Annotated in this window: 17 protein-coding genes; 11 read left to right on the top strand and 6 right to left on the bottom strand. The window is 74.7% G+C overall.

Annotated features, from left to right (window positions below; genetic code table 11):
* Window positions 1–69: 69 nt before the first annotated feature.
* The 5 genes from ACI79Y_RS07360 to ACI79Y_RS07340 all read left to right on the top strand — a co-directional run bounded on the left by ACI79Y_RS07360 (window position 70) and on the right by ACI79Y_RS07340 (window position 5,064).
* On the top strand, window positions 70–459 hold the full coding sequence (locus ACI79Y_RS07360) for an SRPBCC family protein (RefSeq protein ID WP_457157846.1): 390 nt from the start codon (window positions 70–72) through the stop codon (window positions 457–459).
* A gap of 138 nt (window positions 460–597) precedes the next feature.
* Window positions 598–2,217 carry an acyl-CoA dehydrogenase family protein gene (locus tag ACI79Y_RS07355; RefSeq protein ID WP_457157845.1) on the top strand — a complete coding sequence of 540 codons (1,620 nt, stop codon included), beginning with the start codon at window positions 598–600 and terminating at the stop codon, window positions 2,215–2,217.
* A gap of 86 nt (window positions 2,218–2,303) precedes the next feature.
* Window positions 2,304–2,993: an NYN domain-containing protein gene (locus ACI79Y_RS07350; RefSeq protein ID WP_457083302.1), complete on the top strand. Its 690-nt coding sequence runs from the start codon at window positions 2,304–2,306 to the stop codon at window positions 2,991–2,993.
* A gap of 206 nt (window positions 2,994–3,199) precedes the next feature.
* A complete protein-coding gene (locus ACI79Y_RS07345; RefSeq protein WP_457157844.1) occupies window positions 3,200–4,264 on the top strand; it encodes a hypothetical protein in 1,065 nt (354 codons plus the stop codon).
* A complete protein-coding gene (locus ACI79Y_RS07340; protein WP_457157843.1) occupies window positions 4,261–5,064 on the top strand; it encodes a hypothetical protein in 804 nt (267 codons plus the stop codon). The genes ACI79Y_RS07345 and ACI79Y_RS07340 overlap by 4 nt, the downstream gene beginning before the upstream one ends.
* Before the next feature lie 85 nt (window positions 5,065–5,149).
* On the opposite strand, the gene ACI79Y_RS07335 is transcribed toward ACI79Y_RS07340, so the two are convergent.
* Entirely contained in the window at window positions 5,150–5,497 is a 348-nt protein-coding gene (locus tag ACI79Y_RS07335) for a PRC-barrel domain-containing protein (RefSeq protein WP_457157842.1), read from the bottom strand.
* A gap of 77 nt (window positions 5,498–5,574) precedes the next feature.
* Between ACI79Y_RS07335 and ACI79Y_RS07330 the strand changes: the two genes are divergently transcribed.
* A complete protein-coding gene (locus ACI79Y_RS07330) occupies window positions 5,575–6,009 on the top strand; it encodes an AAA family ATPase (RefSeq protein WP_457157841.1) in 435 nt (144 codons plus the stop codon).
* Here ACI79Y_RS07330 and ACI79Y_RS07325 read toward each other — a convergent pair.
* Both ACI79Y_RS07325 and ACI79Y_RS07320 read right to left on the bottom strand, forming a co-directional pair.
* Window positions 6,006–6,488: an ATP-binding protein gene (locus ACI79Y_RS07325; RefSeq protein WP_457157840.1), complete on the bottom strand. Its 483-nt coding sequence runs from the start codon at window positions 6,486–6,488 to the stop codon at window positions 6,006–6,008. The two genes, ACI79Y_RS07330 and ACI79Y_RS07325, sit on opposite strands and share 4 nt — an antisense overlap.
* Window positions 6,489–6,566: 78 nt before the next feature.
* Window positions 6,567–6,884 carry an STAS domain-containing protein gene (locus ACI79Y_RS07320; protein WP_457157839.1) on the bottom strand — a complete coding sequence of 106 codons (318 nt, stop codon included), beginning with the start codon at window positions 6,882–6,884 and terminating at the stop codon, window positions 6,567–6,569.
* 397 nt (window positions 6,885–7,281) lie between these two features.
* Between ACI79Y_RS07320 and ACI79Y_RS07315 the strand changes: the two genes are divergently transcribed.
* Genes ACI79Y_RS07315 through ACI79Y_RS07300 form a run of 4 tightly spaced genes read left to right on the top strand, consistent with a single transcriptional unit; the run spans window position 7,282 to window position 10,949 of the window.
* Window positions 7,282–7,923, top strand: coding sequence for an ABC transporter permease (locus ACI79Y_RS07315; protein ID WP_457157838.1), 642 nt, complete (start codon window positions 7,282–7,284; stop codon window positions 7,921–7,923).
* Window positions 7,916–9,130 carry an ABC transporter ATP-binding protein gene (locus tag ACI79Y_RS07310; protein WP_457157837.1) on the top strand — a complete coding sequence of 405 codons (1,215 nt, stop codon included), beginning with the start codon at window positions 7,916–7,918 and terminating at the stop codon, window positions 9,128–9,130. The genes ACI79Y_RS07315 and ACI79Y_RS07310 overlap by 8 nt, the downstream gene beginning before the upstream one ends.
* Window positions 9,127–9,963, top strand: a complete 837-nt coding sequence (locus ACI79Y_RS07305; protein WP_457157836.1) for an ABC transporter permease — start codon at window positions 9,127–9,129, stop codon at window positions 9,961–9,963. The genes ACI79Y_RS07310 and ACI79Y_RS07305 overlap by 4 nt, the downstream gene beginning before the upstream one ends.
* 20 nt (window positions 9,964–9,983) lie before the next feature.
* On the top strand, window positions 9,984–10,949 hold the full coding sequence (locus tag ACI79Y_RS07300; protein ID WP_457157835.1) for a glycine betaine ABC transporter substrate-binding protein: 966 nt from the start codon (window positions 9,984–9,986) through the stop codon (window positions 10,947–10,949).
* Window positions 10,950–10,968: 19 nt separating this feature from the next.
* Here the strand turns inward: ACI79Y_RS07300 and ACI79Y_RS07295 are convergent, their stop codons facing one another.
* On the bottom strand, window positions 10,969–11,940 hold the full coding sequence (locus tag ACI79Y_RS07295; RefSeq protein WP_457157834.1) for a nucleoside hydrolase: 972 nt from the start codon (window positions 11,938–11,940) through the stop codon (window positions 10,969–10,971).
* 675 nt (window positions 11,941–12,615) lie between these two features.
* Window positions 12,616–12,762: a hypothetical protein gene (locus ACI79Y_RS07290; RefSeq protein WP_457157833.1), complete on the bottom strand. Its 147-nt coding sequence runs from the start codon at window positions 12,760–12,762 to the stop codon at window positions 12,616–12,618.
* A gap of 330 nt (window positions 12,763–13,092) precedes the next feature.
* Here ACI79Y_RS07290 and ACI79Y_RS07285 point away from each other — a divergent pair, with 330 nt between their 5' ends.
* Window positions 13,093–14,937, top strand: a complete 1,845-nt coding sequence (locus ACI79Y_RS07285) for a gamma-glutamyltransferase family protein (protein ID WP_457157832.1) — start codon at window positions 13,093–13,095, stop codon at window positions 14,935–14,937.
* An 84-nt stretch (window positions 14,938–15,021) separates the two neighbouring features.
* Here the strand turns inward: ACI79Y_RS07285 and ACI79Y_RS07280 are convergent, their stop codons facing one another.
* On the bottom strand, window positions 15,022–16,131 hold the full coding sequence (locus ACI79Y_RS07280) for a hypothetical protein (protein ID WP_457157831.1): 1,110 nt from the start codon (window positions 16,129–16,131) through the stop codon (window positions 15,022–15,024).
* Window positions 16,132–16,193 lie beyond the last annotated feature (62 nt).

The following is a 16,193-nucleotide window of genomic DNA, read 5'->3' as shown; positions in this document are numbered from 1 at the left end:
ATCCTGCCGACGGCGGGTGGGCCGCCACCGCCGGGGTTCCACGTGGAACGCAGCGGGCAGGAGGGAGCGGTGACGACGCTGACGCTGCACGCCACCGGCCCGGTCGACCCGGCGGAGGCGTGGGACCGCTACCTGCACCCCGCCCGCTGGTCCAGCTGGGCCCCGCAGATCACCGGGGTGGTCACCGACGCCGGGCGGATCGCCCAGGGCGTGACCGGACGGGTGCGCGGCCCCCTCGGCGTCTCGCTGCCGTTCGTCGTCGACGAGGTGGACGAGGCGACCCGGCGGTGGCGCTGGACGGTGCAGGTCGGCGCGCCCCGGCTGACGCTGACCCACTGGGTCTCCGCCGGCCCGGACGGCGGGACGACGACCGGGCTGCGGGTCCGCGGGCCGCTGCCGCTGGTGCTCGGCTACGCGCCGGCCGCCCTGGTCGCCCTGCACGGCCTGGTGCGCAGCTGAGCGCCTGACCGCTTGCGCCCGGGATCAGGAGAGATCACCGTGCATGCTCCTGGCTCACCCCCTGAACCGAGCCAGGAGCACGCAGGATCAGCTCTCCTGATCCCGTGGGCGCGGCCCCGATCTCGTAGCGTGCCGGGCATGCGCGCCACGCACGAGGTGACCAACCAGGCGCCGCCGCTGGTCGGGCACGACCCGATCGCCGGGGACGCCGCGCTCGTCGAGGCCTGCCTGCGCCACGCCGACGCCGCCACCCTCGCCTCGCTGGCCGACCTGGGGGCGCTGGCCGGTAGCGAGCAGGCCCAGGAGTGGGCACGGCTGGCGAACGAGCACCCGCCCCGGCTGCGCACCCACGACCGGTACGGGCACCGCGTCGACGAGGTCGAGTTCCACCCGGCGTGGCACGAGCTGATGGGCGCGGCGGTCGGGCACGGCCTGGCCGGGGCACCCTGGGTCGACGACCGCCCGCACGCGCACGTCCGCCGCGCGGTGGGCTACCTCGGCTGGACGCAGGTGGAGGCCGGCCACGGCTGCCCGGTGACGATGACCTACGCCGCCGTCCCGGCGCTGCGGGCCGCCCCCGAGCTGGCCGCGGCCCTGGAACCGGGGCTCACCAGCCGCAGCTACGAGTTCGGGCTGACCGACCCGTGGACCAAGCGCGGCCTGGTGGCGGGCATGGGGATGACCGAGAAGCAGGGCGGCTCCGACGTCCGGGCCAACACCACCCGGGCCACCGCGAACGGCGACGGCAGCTGGTCGCTGACCGGGCACAAGTGGTTCACCTCCGCGCCGATGAGCGACCTGTTCCTGGTGCTCGCCCAGCTCGACGAGGGGCTGTCCTGCTTCCTGGTGCCGCGAGTGCTGCCCGGCGGGGAGCGCAACGCGTTCGGCCTGCAGCGGCTCAAGGACAAGCTCGGTGACCGCGCCAACGCCTCGAGCGAGGTGGAGTTCGACGGGACGACGGGGTGGCTGGTCGGGGAACCGGGCCGCGGCGTGCCGACGATCATCGAGATGGTCGCCACCACCCGGCTGGACTGCGTGCTGGGGTCGGCGGCGACGACGCGGGCGGCGCTCACCCAGGCGGTGCACCACGCCCGGCACCGGTCGGCGTTCGGCGGCCTGCTGGCCGACCAGCCGCTGATGCAGAACGTGCTCGCCGATCTGGCGCTGGAGAGCGAGGCGGCCACCGCCCTCGGCGTCCGGCTGGCCGCCGCACAGGACGCCGGCGAGCGCGACTACCTGCGGCTGGCCGGCGCGGTGGCCAAGTTCTGGGTCTGCAAGCGCACCCCGACCGTGGTGGCCGAGGCGCTGGAGGTGCTGGGCGGCAACGGGTACGTCGAGGAGTCGGGGATGCCGCGGCTCTACCGGCAGGCGCCGCTGAACTCCATCTGGGAGGGCTCGGGCAACGTCATCGCGCTGGACGTGCTGCGCACCCTGGGCGCAGGGTCGGCCGCGCTGGCCGCGGTCACCGCCGAGCTCGACCTGGCCCGCGGCGCCGACCCCGGGTACGACGCCGCACTGGGCGCGCTGGCCGCCGAGCTCGCCGATCCCGACCAGCTGCCGCTGCGGGCCCGGCGGATCGCCGGGCGGCTCGCGCTGTGCCTGCAGGCGTCGCTGCTGCTGCGGTTCGCGCCCGCCGTCGTCGCCGACGCCTTCTGCGCCAGCCGGCTCGGCGGCGACTGGGGCGGTGTGCTGGGCACGCTGCCCGCGGGCACCCCGGTGCGGGCGCTGGTCGAGCGGGCCGCGGTGGTGCCGGCGTGAGCGAGGACGGCCGGCTGCGGCGGCGTCGGCGGGCGACCGCCCCGGCGGGTGCGCCGTCGCCGGCGCCGGTTCGGCACACTGCCCCTGTGACCGTTGACGCAGCTGTGCAGACCGAGCCGGCCGACCGGTTCTCCGCGGACGACGACCGCCCCGCGCTGGACCTGCTGGTCTGGGACGCCCCCAACATCGACATGACCCTGGCGACGGTGATCGGCGCCCGGCCGACGGCGGCGTCCCGGCCCCGGTTCGACGCGATCGCGGCCTGGTTCGTCGACGGTGCCGACGACCCGGGTGCCGCGGTGCCGCCGGAGGTCGAGGCCTGCGTCTTCGCCAACGTGCCGCCGCAGCACGCCGTCACCCTGCAGCGCTGGGTGGAGGCGCTGCGCAGCTTCGGCTACGCGGTCTTCGCCCGGCCCAAGCTGCAGGCCGATGACGACATCGACCAGTCGATGCTCGACCACATCAGCGTGCGCGCGCACAGCCACCAGCTGCGCCGGCTGGTGGTCTTCTCCGGCGACGGGCGCAACTTCGCCGAGCCGCTGGAGGACCTCGCCCGCGCCGGCACCGAGGTCGTCGTCGTCGCGTTCAGCGAGGTCGCCGGCTACGCGATCAGCTCCGAGCTGCTGCAGTTCATCGACATCGAGGACGTGCCGGGCGCCTTCGCCGCGCCGCTGGACCGCGTGCGGCTCGACGCCCTGCCCGTCGACGGCGCATGGCTGCGGCCGACCAAGGACCTGCGCGAGGCCGCCGGCTCCTTCCTCGCCCGCCGCGGCTGACACTGCCGAGCCGGGCTCGCACGGTGAGCAGGTGCACGGGGTCGGCACTGAGCTCCCCGCAGGGCCGTCGTTACCCGCGCCACCGCATCGCCGGCATACGGCGACGGGCGACCTCCTCACGGCATGCTTGAAGGCACCCTCGGTGCAGGCCTGGTGTCAGACAGCCTCCGGTTGGCACTATTAGCATTATCTAGGAGGAACGAGTAATGCTAATACCGCCGGAAGGTTGGTCAGCCCTGCTGGCCGCGGGCTTCACGGTAAGGCCGCTGAGCGCGTCGGAGGTCGAGCTGAGCTCCGGCGACGGCGGAACCGACCGGGTCGTCGCCGTCGTGCAGCGGCGGTCTTCTCCGCTGCTGCCCAGCCACGTGCACCATGCCGTGGTGGGGGCCGGGCGCGACTCGGCGCTGCTGCTGGTCGTGCCCGGCGCCAGCCCCGCGGCTCTGGACGCGGCCGAGGCCGCCGGCATCTCGGTCCTGGTGGCCGACGAGCGGCGCCGCGAGCCTGTCCGGGGTCGCATCCTCATGCCGACCCGGACCGTCGAGATCGCCGCTCAGGCTCCGCGCACAGGACCGACCGCTGCGCCGACCCGCCCGGGCAAACGCCCGTGGGGCGCGTTGACGACTGTCCGTCAGCTGCTCAGCGGAGGAGTGGCCAGCCAGGTCGAACTGGCGACGCGGGCTGCGGTGTCGCAGGGCCGGGTGTCCCAGACGCTGGCTGGACTCGTCGACGCGAAGTTGGTCCGCCGGATGACGGTGAACGGACGTCCCCGCTGGGCGGTGGCTGACTGGGATGGCCTGGCTGACTGGTGGCTGGGCCGCTATCCAGGCCCTGATGGCCTGACAACCTACTGGTACGGCTTCTCCGACGTGCCTGAGCAGGCTCGCCTCGTTGCCGCCGCGCTGCGACGCGCAGACGTGCCGGTGGCGGTGTCCGGAGACGTCGCCGCCGACCTGCTTGCCCCGTGGCGGCATCCGACTCGCGCCGTTGTCTACGCCGAGGTCGGCGGCCATCCCGCCGTCGACCTCACCACCGTGGGGTTGACCCCGTCGGGGCCCGACGAGGCCACCCTGGAGCTCATCGTTCCCGCCGATCCCGGCGTGTGGGCGACCGGAGGGGGCCTGACCTCACATGGCGGGCTACCGCTCGCCGACGGCATGCAAGTGCTATGGGACCTGCAGCGCGCACCCGGATCGGACACCGACCAGGCCGTCGCCGCTCTCCGGCCGGTGCTCCGAGCCCGCGCGACAGAACCAGAGGCCGCGCAGCAGTGAGCACACCGCATCTGGTCCTGACGTCTGCCAGTCGCGCCGGTGACGCCGCCTTCCTGGCAGCCGCCGACCTCGCGGCGATCGCCGCTGAACTCGACGTGGAGTACCGGCTCGTCGGCGGCAATGCCGTCAGCTTGCTCGTCGCCTTGCACGGCGTCAGCCACCTGGTGCCGCCCCGCGAGACTGCCGACGCCGACTTCGGCGCGGAGTACCCGGTGATCGCCGACCCGCGCCTGCTCGAAGCGCTGCTCCGGTACGGCTACTCCCAGGAGAAGGGCAACAGGTTCATCCGGGAGCACACACTTCCCGCACTCGACGCGGCAGAGGACGCCCCCAGCTGGAACCTGGTCGTCGATGTGCTCGCTCCCTCCTACGAGGGCCGGCTACTGCCCAACCAGACGCATGGTGACCTGGTCGTCGACGAGATCCCGGGACTGAGCCTCGCCCTCGCGCGGCCAGCCTCGCTGGTCACTGCCGAGGTGCGCTTGACCTCCGGGCACGAGGTGGTCACGGACGTGCTGCTCCCTGACGTTGTTTCGGCGATCTGCCTGAAGGCGTACGCCTACGCCGGGCGTCTCACCGATCGAGACGCGGTGGATCTGTGGCGCTTGCTGGAGGCTGCGTTGGCTGCTGGCGTCACGGCTGCCGAGTGGCCGTCCGGGCCGACCGGCACCGCGGCGGCGGAGGTGCTGCGCCAGCAGTTCGGGCGGCCTGGTTCGCCAGGCGCAGCCCGCGCCAGCCGGCTCCCGGCCCAACAGACCCGTGTCCGCGCCCTCGTGGGCCAGCTGGTGGGGCTGGGCTAGTGCGACGCGCATGATCGCCACATGACCACCTGCTCTCGACCGCGGCGAAGGCCGCGCGAGCCGGCTGACCCCGGAGCCGCCGGCGTCAGCGGCGGGCGAGCCGGCGGACGCCGGGGGTGTAGGGCAGCGAGTAGTGCGCGAAGACGTCCGGCTCCTGCTCGGCGGTCAGCTCACCGTCGGTGTCGATGGACGGCGCGTCCTTGGCCAGGTCCTTGGCGACGGTGACCCGGATGTGCTCCGGGCTGACCGTGGCGCCGGTGAGTGGCACGAAGGTCAGCTGACGCCGGCCGATGATCCCGGTCATCACCGCGGCGAAGAACGGCTGGTCGGTGGTGGTGTCGACGTACACCGACTCGAGCGTGCCGATCTTGTGGCCGTCGGGGTCGACGACGTTCATGGTGCGCCAGTCGCGGATGTTCTCGGCGGGGAACACGGGGGCCTCCTCGGGTCGCGGGCAGCTGCTCCACCCTGCCCGGGCGGAGGTGCCGCCAACCGCGCGACGATGACCGGGTGAGCGGCAGCGACCAGGAGCTGGTGGTGATGGTCGGCCTGCAGGGGTCGGGCAAGTCCAGCTGGGTGGCCGCGCACCTGGCCGGCAGCCACGAGGTGGTCAGCAAGGACCACTGGCCGCGGGCCCGGCACCGGGAGGCGCGTCAGCAGCGGGTGGTCGCCGAGCTGCTGGCCGGGGGCGCGAGCGTCGTCGTCGACAACACGAACCCCTCCCCGGCCGAGCGGGTACCGCTGGTCGCGCTGGCCCGGGCGGCCGGGGTCCCGGCGCGGGCGGTCTTCCTGGACACCCCGCTGGGGACCTGCCTGGCGCGCAACGAGGCTCGGGAGGGGCGGGCCCGGGTGCCGCTGGTCGGCGTGTACGCCGCACGGCAGCGGCTGACCCCGCCGAGCACCGACGAGGGCTTCACCGTCGTCGAGGTGGTCCGGGCGGGCTAGGACGCGGGGCCGGAGGAGCTGCGCGGCCGGGGCACCGAGGCGGTCGCCAGACCGGAGGGCAGCCGGGCCCAGACGTGCTTGCGGCCGGACTCGCTGCACCAGCCGTAGTCGACCGACAGCTGCGCGACCATCGGCAGCCCCATGCCGCCGAACGCGGGGTCGCGGTCGATCGCCGGCCGCGGCGGCGCGTCGGGAGCGCCGTCGGTCAGCCGGATCAGCCAGCCGGTGGGCAGCGCCACGATCAGCGCCTCGACGGCGCCGCCTCCGTGCCGCAGGGCGTTCGACGACAGCTCCTCGAAGGTCAGCAGCAGGCCCTCCCGCGCGTCCTCCGTCGACCGGGCGGCCAGCGAGGGGTGGGCGAGACGCGCCCGCAGGTCCATCCGCACCCGCGAGGCGTCGTGCACCGTCGGCAGCTCCCACCGCCAGACGTCGCCGTCCTCGGTCGGGACCGGGGCCGATGGCCACACCAGTCCACTCACGTCGGGTCCTCTCGCCGGCCGGGTCCTCCGCCGCGGTCCATGGTGGCCGATCACGCTCCGCAGTGCACGGTGGGGGTCTCAGCCGGGCGGCATTCCCTCCACGTCGAGCCGCTCCAGCAGGCCGGTCAGCTCCAGCGGGCCGGTGACCACCCGGCTGGTGGCGACCACCGTCACGTGCTTGCCGGCTGCCTCCCGGTGCTGGCTGACCCAGACCAGCGCGGTGACGCCCGCCGAACCGAAGAAAGTCACCCCGGAGAGGTCGATGGTCAGCAGCCGCTCGGCGTTGCGCAGCGCGCGCAGCAGGGTCTGCTGCAGCAGCGGGTTGCTGGCGGCGTCGAGCTCGCCACGGACCCGGGCGACGACCTGACCGGGCTGCGCCCCGTCCGTCAGGGTCACCTCGAACGGCGCCTCGGCAGCCGACCTGACCGTCTTGATGACCCCTCCTCGAGACCACGACCGTGCGCCGCTCCACCGTGCGCTCGACCAGCGCGGCACCTGCCGTGTGTACAGGACCGATCGTGTGCTCCCCGCACACGGTCCGGCCAGGCCACGCCCGGGGTCGTCGCCCGATGGGGGCAGTGGGTGCCGGCCTGCGCGCCGGCACAGCATCGTCATGACCCACGAGTCGCATCGCCGTGCCGGGTGTGTGACCGTTGAGGACGGCCGTTTTCCGAGGTCAGTGCATCGCCGAGGACGCGGTCGGGCCCACCCGCCGCCGGTGCGCGCGACCGACCGGTTCCGACGGGTCCTGCCGCCCGCGCAGCGCGACCCCGCAGAGGAGGAGACAGACCGGATGTGGGACTACGTCCTCGACCGGCGAGGCCAGATCGCCTTCCAGGCCTTCCAGCACGTCAGCCTGGTCGTGCAGTGCGTCGTGCTCGGCTCGCTCATCGCCCTGGTGCTGGCCGTGCTGGTCTACCGCAGCCCCCGGGCCACCGGCGTGGCCAACGGCTTCTCGGCGGTGGGTCTGACCATCCCGGCGTTCGCCCTGCTGGGCATCCTGCTGGCGCCCTTCGGCTTCGGCATCGCCCCCGCGGTGATCGCGGTGACCTTCTACGCGGCGCTCCCCGTGCTGCGCAACGCCGTCGTCGGCCTGGCCGGGGTCGACCCGGCGCTGATCGAGTCGGCGCGCGGCATGGGGATGAGCCGGCTGGCCACCCTGCTGCGGGTGGAGATCCCGCTGGCCTGGCCGGTGATCCTGGCCGGGGTCCGCGTCTCCACCCAGATGGTCATGGGCATCGCGGCGATCGCCGCGTACGTGCTCGGCCCCGGGCTCGGCGGCTTCATCTTCACCGGGCTCTCCCGGCTGGGCGGCGCGAACGCCCTGAACTCCGCACTCACCGGGACGATCGCCATCGTCGTCCTGGCCCTCGTCCTCGACCTGCTGCTCCTGCTGCTGGGTCGCCTCACCACCCCCAGGGGGATCCGTGCCTGACACCACGACACCCGCCGGCACCCCGGCCGGCGCCACCGCCCAGGCGGGCGACGCCCCCACCTCTGGCGAGCGTCGGGTCAGCGGCGTCGCCATCCGGCTGGACGGCGTGACCAAGCGCTACCCGGGCCAGGACAAGCCCGCCGTCGACGGCGTCTCGCTGGAGATCCCGGCCGGCGAGACGGTCATGTTCGTCGGCCCCTCGGGCTGCGGGAAGACCACGCTGCTGAAGATGATCAACCGGCTGATCGAGCCGACGGGCGGCAGCATCCACCTCGGCGACGAGGACGTCACCCGGCAGGACCCCGACCAGCTGCGCCGCCGGATCGGGTACGTGATCCAGGCCGGTGGGCTCTTCCCGCACATGACCGTCGGCACGAACGTCGGCATGGTGCCGCGGATGCTGGGCTGGGACAAGGAGCGGGTCACCGCCCGCATCGACGAGCTGCTGGAGCTGGTCGGACTGGACCCGGAGGTCTACCGCGACCGCTACCCCAAGGAGCTCTCCGGTGGTCAGCAGCAGCGCGTCGGCGTGGCCCGCGCGCTGGCCGCGGACCCGCCGGTGCTGCTGATGGACGAGCCGTTCGGCGCCGTCGACCCCATCACCCGCCAGCGGCTGCAGGACGAGCTGCTGCGGATCCAGGAGGAGCTGGGCAAGACGATCGTCTTCGTCACCCACGACTTCGACGAGGCCGTGAAGCTCGGCGACAAGATCGTGGTCTTCGACGTCGGCGCCCGGATCGTCCAGTACGACACCCCCGAGGCGATCCTGGCCGAGCCGGCCGAGGAGTACGTGGCCGACTTCGTCGGCGCCGGCGCCACCCTCAAGCAGCTCACCCTCACCCGGGTGCACGAGCTGGACCTGCGGCCGGTCACCACCGCCTCGGTCGGCGACGACGCCGCCGACGCCGTGGCCCGCGCCCGGGCCGCCGGCGACGACTTCGTGGTGGTGCTCGACCGGCGTGGCCGGCCGATCAGCTGGCCGACGGTGGCCGAGGTCAGCCGGATGTCGACGCTGCCGGCGACCGTCGACGAGCGGCTGCCGGTCGTCGGCCTCGGCTCGACGCTCAACGACGCGCTGGACACCATGCTCGCGGCCAGCCAGGGCGGCGCCGTCGTGGTCGGCCGGCACAACAGCCTGGCCGGGGTCGTCTCCATCGAGACGATCATGGACCGCATCCAGCGCACCCGGAACGAGGTGAGCGGATGACCGCCGCGCAGCAGTCGGACACCGGGCAGCGCCCCGACCCGCTGCGCCGTCCCGAGGCGGCGCAGAGCGCCAGCCGGGACGCGCGCGACGCGACCGCTCCGGAACAGGCGCGCGGTGGCTGGCGCGCGCTGGCCGTGCAGCCGGTGCTGGTCGTCGTCGGCATCGCCGCCTTCCTGCTGTGGCGCACCACCGCCACGCTCACCGAGACCGAGGCCCGGCAGCTGGGCGCGGCCACGCTGTGGGACAGCGTGCTGCGGCACCTGGCGCTGACCGTCGTCGCCGCGGTCATCGTGCTGGCCATCGCGATCCCGCTGGGCATCGCGCTGACCCGCCCCGCGCTGCGCCGGTTCACGCCGCTGGTGATCACCGTGGCCAACATCGGGCAGGCCGCTCCGGCGATCGGCCTGTTCGTGCTGCTGGCGATCTGGCTGGGCTTCGGCTTCTGGACGACGATCGCGGCGCTGGTCATCTACTCGGCGCTGCCGGTGCTGCGCAACACCATGGTCGGCATCCAGGGCGTCGACGCCCGGCTGGTGGAGGCCGGCCGGGGCATGGGCATGAGCGGCGCCGCCGTCCTGCGGAAGGTCGAGCTGCCGCTGGCCGTCCCGGTCATGCTCGCGGGTGTCCGGACGGCGCTGGTGCTGCTGGTGGGCACCGCCACGCTGGCCACCTTCATCTCCGGCGGCGGCCTCGGTGTGCTGATCAACACCGGCATCACGCTGTCGCTCAACTCGCTGCTGATCAGCGGCGGCGTGCTGGTCGGCCTGCTCGCGCTCGCCGTCGACTGGCTGGGCCGGGTCGTCGAGCACGTCGCCCGACCGAAGGGACTCTGATGCGCACACCGACGAGGTCCGTGGCCGCGCTCGGGGCCGGGGTGCTGCTGCTCAGCGGCTGCGGTCTGCAGAGCGCCACCAGCTTCACCCCGCCGTCCGAGCCGGGCGAGATCCAGCCGATCGCCGAGGTCGACGGCGCCCCGATCACCGTGGGCGCGAAGAACTTCACCGAGCAGCTGATCCTGGGCAAGATCGCGGTCATCGCGCTGCAGACGGCTGGCTTCGACGTCACCGACCGCAGCGGCATCCCGGGCGCCGCGCCGGCCCGGGCGGCGATGCTCGAGGGCGAGACCGACATGCAGTGGGAGTACACCGGCACCGCCTGGATCAACTACCTGGCCCAGCCCGAGGGCATCCCGGACCAGCAGGAGCAGTGGGAGGCGGTCCGGGACGCCGACGCCGAGAACGGGATCACCTGGCTGCCGCCGGCGGAGGCGAACAACACCTACGCCTTCGCCGTCCGCAGCGAGGCGGTCGACGAGCTCGGTGGGGTGGCCACCCTCTCCGACGTCGCCGAGCTGCCGGTGGAGGAGCGCACCTTCTGCGTGGAGTCGGAGTTCGCCACCCGGGTCGACGGCTTCGAGCCGATGCTGGAGCTCTACGGCATGCCGCTGGGCGACCCGCAGGGCGTGCCGCGGGACAACGTGAGCGTGCTGGACACCGGCGCGGTCTACACCGCGACCGACAACGGGGACATCTGCAACTTCGGTGAGGTCTACACCACCGACGGGCGGATCGCGTCGCTGGACCTGACCGTGCTGGAGGACGACCGCGGCTACTTCCCGGCGTACAACATCGCCCCGGAGGTGCTCACCGAGACGCTCGAGGAGTACCCGGAGATCGCCGACGTCTTCGCCGAGATCACCCCGCTGCTCACCGACGAGGTGATGGTCGAGCTCAACGGCCGGGTCGACGTCGAGGGTGAGGAACCGGCCGAGGTGGCGCTGGACTGGATGGTCTCCGAAGGGCTCGTCGAGCGGGGCTGACGAGCGGGCCGGCCCGGGCTCAGCCCCGGGCCAGCCGTTCCAGCCGGCCGACCAGGAACTCCACGGCGGCCGCGCTGTCGACGCCCTCGGCCACCGCGACGGCCGAGGGGGCCGTCGACGGGGCGCGGCGGTCGACCAGCGTCTGCCCCCTGCCGGCGCCCGGGCCGGTGTCGACGACGACGTCCCGGCGCACGGTGGACAGCGTGCCCGGCGCGATCGCCTCGGTGAGGGCGAGCGCGTCGTGCACCACCACCCCGTCGGTGCCGTAGGCGTCGCGGGCGTGGTCCAGGTACTGGCGCAGGATCGCCGCCGCCTGCGCACCGACCGGGCCGGCGGCGGCGAACCGGGCGATGCCGGCCCCGGTCAGCACGGTGGGGAGGGTGACGTCCAGCCCGACCAGCACGGTGGGCAGCCCCGCGCCGAGCACGACGGCGGCCGCCTCCGGGTCGGCCCAGATGTTGAACTCCGCGGCGGCGGTGACGTTCCCGCCCCGGGCCGCCGAGCCGCCCATCACCACCAGCCGGCCGATCCGGGCGGCGGCGTCGGGGTACACCGCCAGCAGCAGCGCGATGTTGGTCAGCGGCCCGATGGCGGCCACCGTGACCGGGGTGGGGCTGGCCAGCAGCTCCTCGGCCAGTGCCACCACCGCCGGCCGCGGGTCGACCCCCACCGGTGCGGGCGGCAGGTCCACCCCGCCCAGCCCGGCCTCGCCGTGCACGTGCCCGGCCCGCCGCGGCACCGGCACCACGAGCGGGTCGCGGGCGCCGGCGGCGACCGGCACGTCGGACCGGCCGGCCAGGTGGAGCACCCGCAGCGCGTTCTCCGTGGTCTGCGCCAGGCCGACGTTGCCGTGCACCGTGGTGACCAGCCGGAGGTCGACCTCCGGGCTGGCCAGCGCGAGCAGCACGGCCAGGGCGTCGTCGATGCCGGGGTCGGTGTCGATCACCAGTGGAGTGGGCGTGGAGCCCTGCTGCGGGGCGGGGTCGGTCACCCGCCCATCCCACCAGACACACCCGACACGCCGGGACGGCGCGGTCACCGCCGAGGTCATCGACCGGCTCCGTCGTCGATCGATGCCCTGACCTGCGGTTTCCCGTAGGGCTGTCGACATGTGGCCGCTCTCCGGGACGGTGACCCGCCGGTTCGCGGGGAGCCGGCAACGGTTCGGTCACGCGATCGGACCGGGGCGTCCCGGAAGCGGGTCCGGAGGCGCCGTCGTCCCTACCTTTCTCCTTGTCCGCGGCCCCTTCCCCGGCCGCGGCGACTACTTCACGGAGGACGACATGGACGACGCACAGCTGGTCCGGACGGCCCGCTCGGCCGCCGCGACCGCAGCGCCGGCCATCGCCCGGGTCGGCGCGCCGGTGACGGCGACCCGGCACCTGACCGGTCACCCCACGCGACGGCCCGACGCGGCCCTCGTCGGGGCCGGGCAGGTCGGCCCCGACGAGTACGGCATGAGCGACCTGGCCGCCGGGCTGGCCGTCGGCCTGGCGGTCGGTGTCCTGGGGCTCCGGGTGAGCGGCCCAGCCGAGGCCCGGCCGGGTACCGCCCCGGTCCGCCGCGGGCTGCTCAGCCGGCCACGGGCGCTGGTGGAGCGGGCCGGGCGGTGGGGCGCCGGACCGGACGGCCAGCACCTGGCGTGGAACCGGCCGCCGCAGCGGGTCTACCGGCTCACCGACGGCGTCGACCGCCCGGTGCCGCGCCCGGCCGCGCAGCGGCCGGCCCCGGCCCCGGCGGCCACCCCGCGCCGCGCGGCGCCGGTCGACCCCGAGCTCGAGGCGGCGATCGCCTTCGCCACCGACTTCGGCACCGACCTGCTCACCACCCCGCTGCGCCTGGCGCCGCCGGCTCCCCGGGTGACCGCCCCGCTGCGTGCCCTGGCGGCCCGGGTGCGCGGCGCAGCCCGCGCGGCCGCCACGTGGGGCAGTGGCGAGCACGGTGCGCACCTGGCGTGGAACCGCCCGCAGCCGCCCCTCGCCCGGCCGCTCGTCCTGACCGAGGAGCGCTCCCCCGCGCTGCCCGCCGACTGGCGCCACCGCGCGCCGGAGGAGGACGAGCCGACGCCGGCCCGGGAGGCACCGCGCACCCCGGCAGCGCCGCCGCGCAGCGCCACCCGCCCGCGCCTCCTTAGGGTGGCTGCGTGTTCACCACGCGGCCGGAGCTCGCCGGCACCTTCGGCATGGTCGCCTCGACGCACTGGCTCGCCAGCGCCGCGGGCATGGCGACCCTCGAGGCCGGTGGGAACGCGTTCGATGCCGCGGTCGCTGCGGGTCTCACCCTGCAGGTGGTCGAGCCGCACCTCAACGGCCCGGGGGGCGAGGTCCCGATCCTCTTCGCCCGGAGCCCGCGGGCAGCCGGAGGCGCGGGCGGGACCTGGGCGGGAGAGCCGGTGGTGCTCTCCGGCCAGGGCGTAGCCCCGGCCGCGGCCACCACCCAGGCGTTCGCCGACCTCGGACTCGGGCTCGTGCCCGGGACGGGTCTGCTGGCCGCCACCGTGCCCGGCGCCATCGGCGCCTGGCTCACGCTCCTGCGCGACCACGGCACCCTGCCGCTGGACGCCGTCCTCCGCTTCGCCATCGAGTACGCCGAGCACGGCCACCCGCTCGTCCCGCGGGTCGCCGCGACCGTCGCCTCGGTCTCCGAGCACTTCCGCACGCACTGGCCTACCTCGGCCGCCACCTGGCTCGCCCCCGACGGCGCACCCCCCACCGCCGGCCGCCTGTTCCGCAACCCGGTCCTCGCCTCGACCTACCGCCGACTGCTCGACGCAGCGCGCGGACCCTCCCGAGAGGCGCAGATCGACGCGGCACTGGCGTCCTGGTACACGGGTTTCGTCGCGGAGGCGATCGACGAGTTCTCCCGGTCCCCGGTCATGGACGACTCCGGTCGTCCGCACCGCGGCTTCCTCACCGGTGAGGACCTCGCCCGCTGGCAGCCGACGTACGAGCCGCCGGTCACCCTCGACTGGCGCGGGTGGACGCTCGCGAAGGCCGGGCCGTGGTCCCAGGGCCCGGCGCTGCTCCAGGCGCTCGCGATGCTGGACGGCGTCCTCCCGGCAGGGGGCGCGGGGAGGTCCGCCTCCGTCTCCGAAGACGCCGACACCGCCGAGGTGGTGCATGCCAGCGTCGAGGCGACGAAGCTGGCGATGGCCGACCGTGAGGCCTGGTACGGCGACGAGGAGAGCGTGCCGGTGGACGACCTGCTGTCGGCCGCCTACACCAGCGAACGGCGGGCGCTCATCGGCGACCGGGCCAGCACCGAGCTGCGGCCCGGCTCCCCCGGTGGGCGCCCGCCGCGGCTGCCCCGCTTCGTCACCGACACCTCCGCGGCGGAGCGGCCCTCTGCCGGGACCATCGCCGGTGTCGGGGAGCCCACGGTCGACACGCGCGGCACGACCCGCGGCGACACGTGCCACGTCGACGTCGTCGACCGCTGGGGCAACATCGTCTCGGCCACCCCCTCCGGTGGCTGGCTGCAGAGCTCGCCGGTCATCCCCTCCCTCGGCTTCCCGCTGGGCACCCGGGCGCAGATGTTCTGGCTGGAGCCGGGGCTGCCCAACTCGCTCGTGCCGGGCAAGCGCCCGCGGACCACCCTGACCCCGTCGCTGGCGCTGCGCGGCGGCGTCCCGACGCTGGCCTTCGGCACGCCGGGCGGTGACCAGCAGGAGCAGTGGCAGCTGTGCTTCTGGCTGGCCCACGTGCACGGCGGGCTGGACCTGCAGGCGGCCATCGACGCCCCGGCCTGGCACACCACCAGCTTCCCGTCGTCGTTCTACCCGCGGGAGATGGTCCCCGGCGAGCTGGTGGTGGAGTCCCGGATCGGCGAGGGGGTGCTCGCCGACCTGCGCCGCCGCGGGCACACGGTCACCGTCTCCGACCCCTGGTCGCTCGGCCGGCTCTCGGCGGTCTCGATCGACCCGGAGACCGGCGTGCTCAAGGCGGCGGCCAACCCCCGCGGCATGCAGGGGTACGCGGTCGGCCGCTGAGGGGCATCGGAGGCCTCCGCGGTCCTGTTCCCCGCACCTCCGCCCCGCGCCGATGATCGACTGCGGCAAGAGGTCGACGGCGGCTCAGCGCGGGGCCTCCTCCTCGGCCAGCTCCTGCGGCACGACGGCGGCCAGCGCCCGGCGGATCGCCACCACGACGCTGCTGGCGGCGAACAGGTCGTCGTCGGTCTTCCGCCGCGCCTTCCGGAGGGCGTCGGCGAGCTGGTGCAGCGCGTCGTAGGCGGCCCGGGTCTCGTCCGGGCCGGCGGCGCTCGCCCCGCCGTCCACCGAGCGCAGCACCCCGGCCAGCCGGGAGAGCGCCGTCGACGCGGCGGGCCGCAGCGCCGGGCCCAGCGTCACCCGGTCCCGGTCGGCCCGCTCGGTGTCGGCCAGCAGCTCGGTCAGCTCCTCCACCAGCAGGGCCAGCCGCTCCAGCGCCCGGGCCTGCGCGTACTGCCGTTGCGCGTCCTGCCGGTAGCGGCGGGCGCGGAAGTTCCCCTTGCGGGCCTCGTCGGCCTCCTGCACGGCAGTGCGCATCTGGGCCAGCAGCGGGTCGATGGTGTGGGTGCGCCGGCGCCACTCCTCCTCGGTGGGCGGGTGCTCCTGCTCCAGGCCGTCGGCCAGGTCGGCGAGCTGAGCGGCCAGCACGTCGCGCAACCGGGCCAGCTGTTCCTGGGCCGGTGCCAGCGGGAGCTGGGGCAGCAGGGCGGTGACCACGATGCCGATCAGCGCCCCGAACAGGATCAGCCCGACGTACCCGGCGACGTAGTCCAGCGGATCGCGGTCGCCGAAGATCAGCACGAACAGGGCCGCGGTGGGCACCCAGGTCCGGGCGCTGCCCAGCCGGTTCCAGCCGGACAGCAGCACCCCGATCCCGATGACGGTGGCGATGCTGACCAGGTTCGGCGCTGTCACCGCGTCGGCGACCAGCGCGATCGCGGCGCCCAGGGCGACCGCGGCGACGGTCTGGAACGACTCGCGGGCCGAGCCGGCCAGGCTCGTGGTGGTGGCCAGCAGCGCACCCATCGGCGCGTAGTACGGGTAGTCGGCGGCAGGCCCGGGCAGCAGCTGCACCAGCGCCCAGGCGATGGCCGCCGCGACGGCGGCCTTGACGGCGAGGCCGGCTCGGGGGTGACGCGCCCAGGTCCGGGCGAGGAACCCGGCTCGGAGGCGGGGACGGTCGGGGAACTCCACCCCCGCCTTCCTGCCCCGACGGGACCGGGCAGAATCAGGCGACGGCACGGAGGCCACCGCCT

This window comes from Modestobacter sp. SYSU DS0875, from assembly GCF_054050915.1.
Note: the sequence above shows the minus strand (reverse complement) of the source record. Positions and strands in the feature narration are given on the sequence as shown.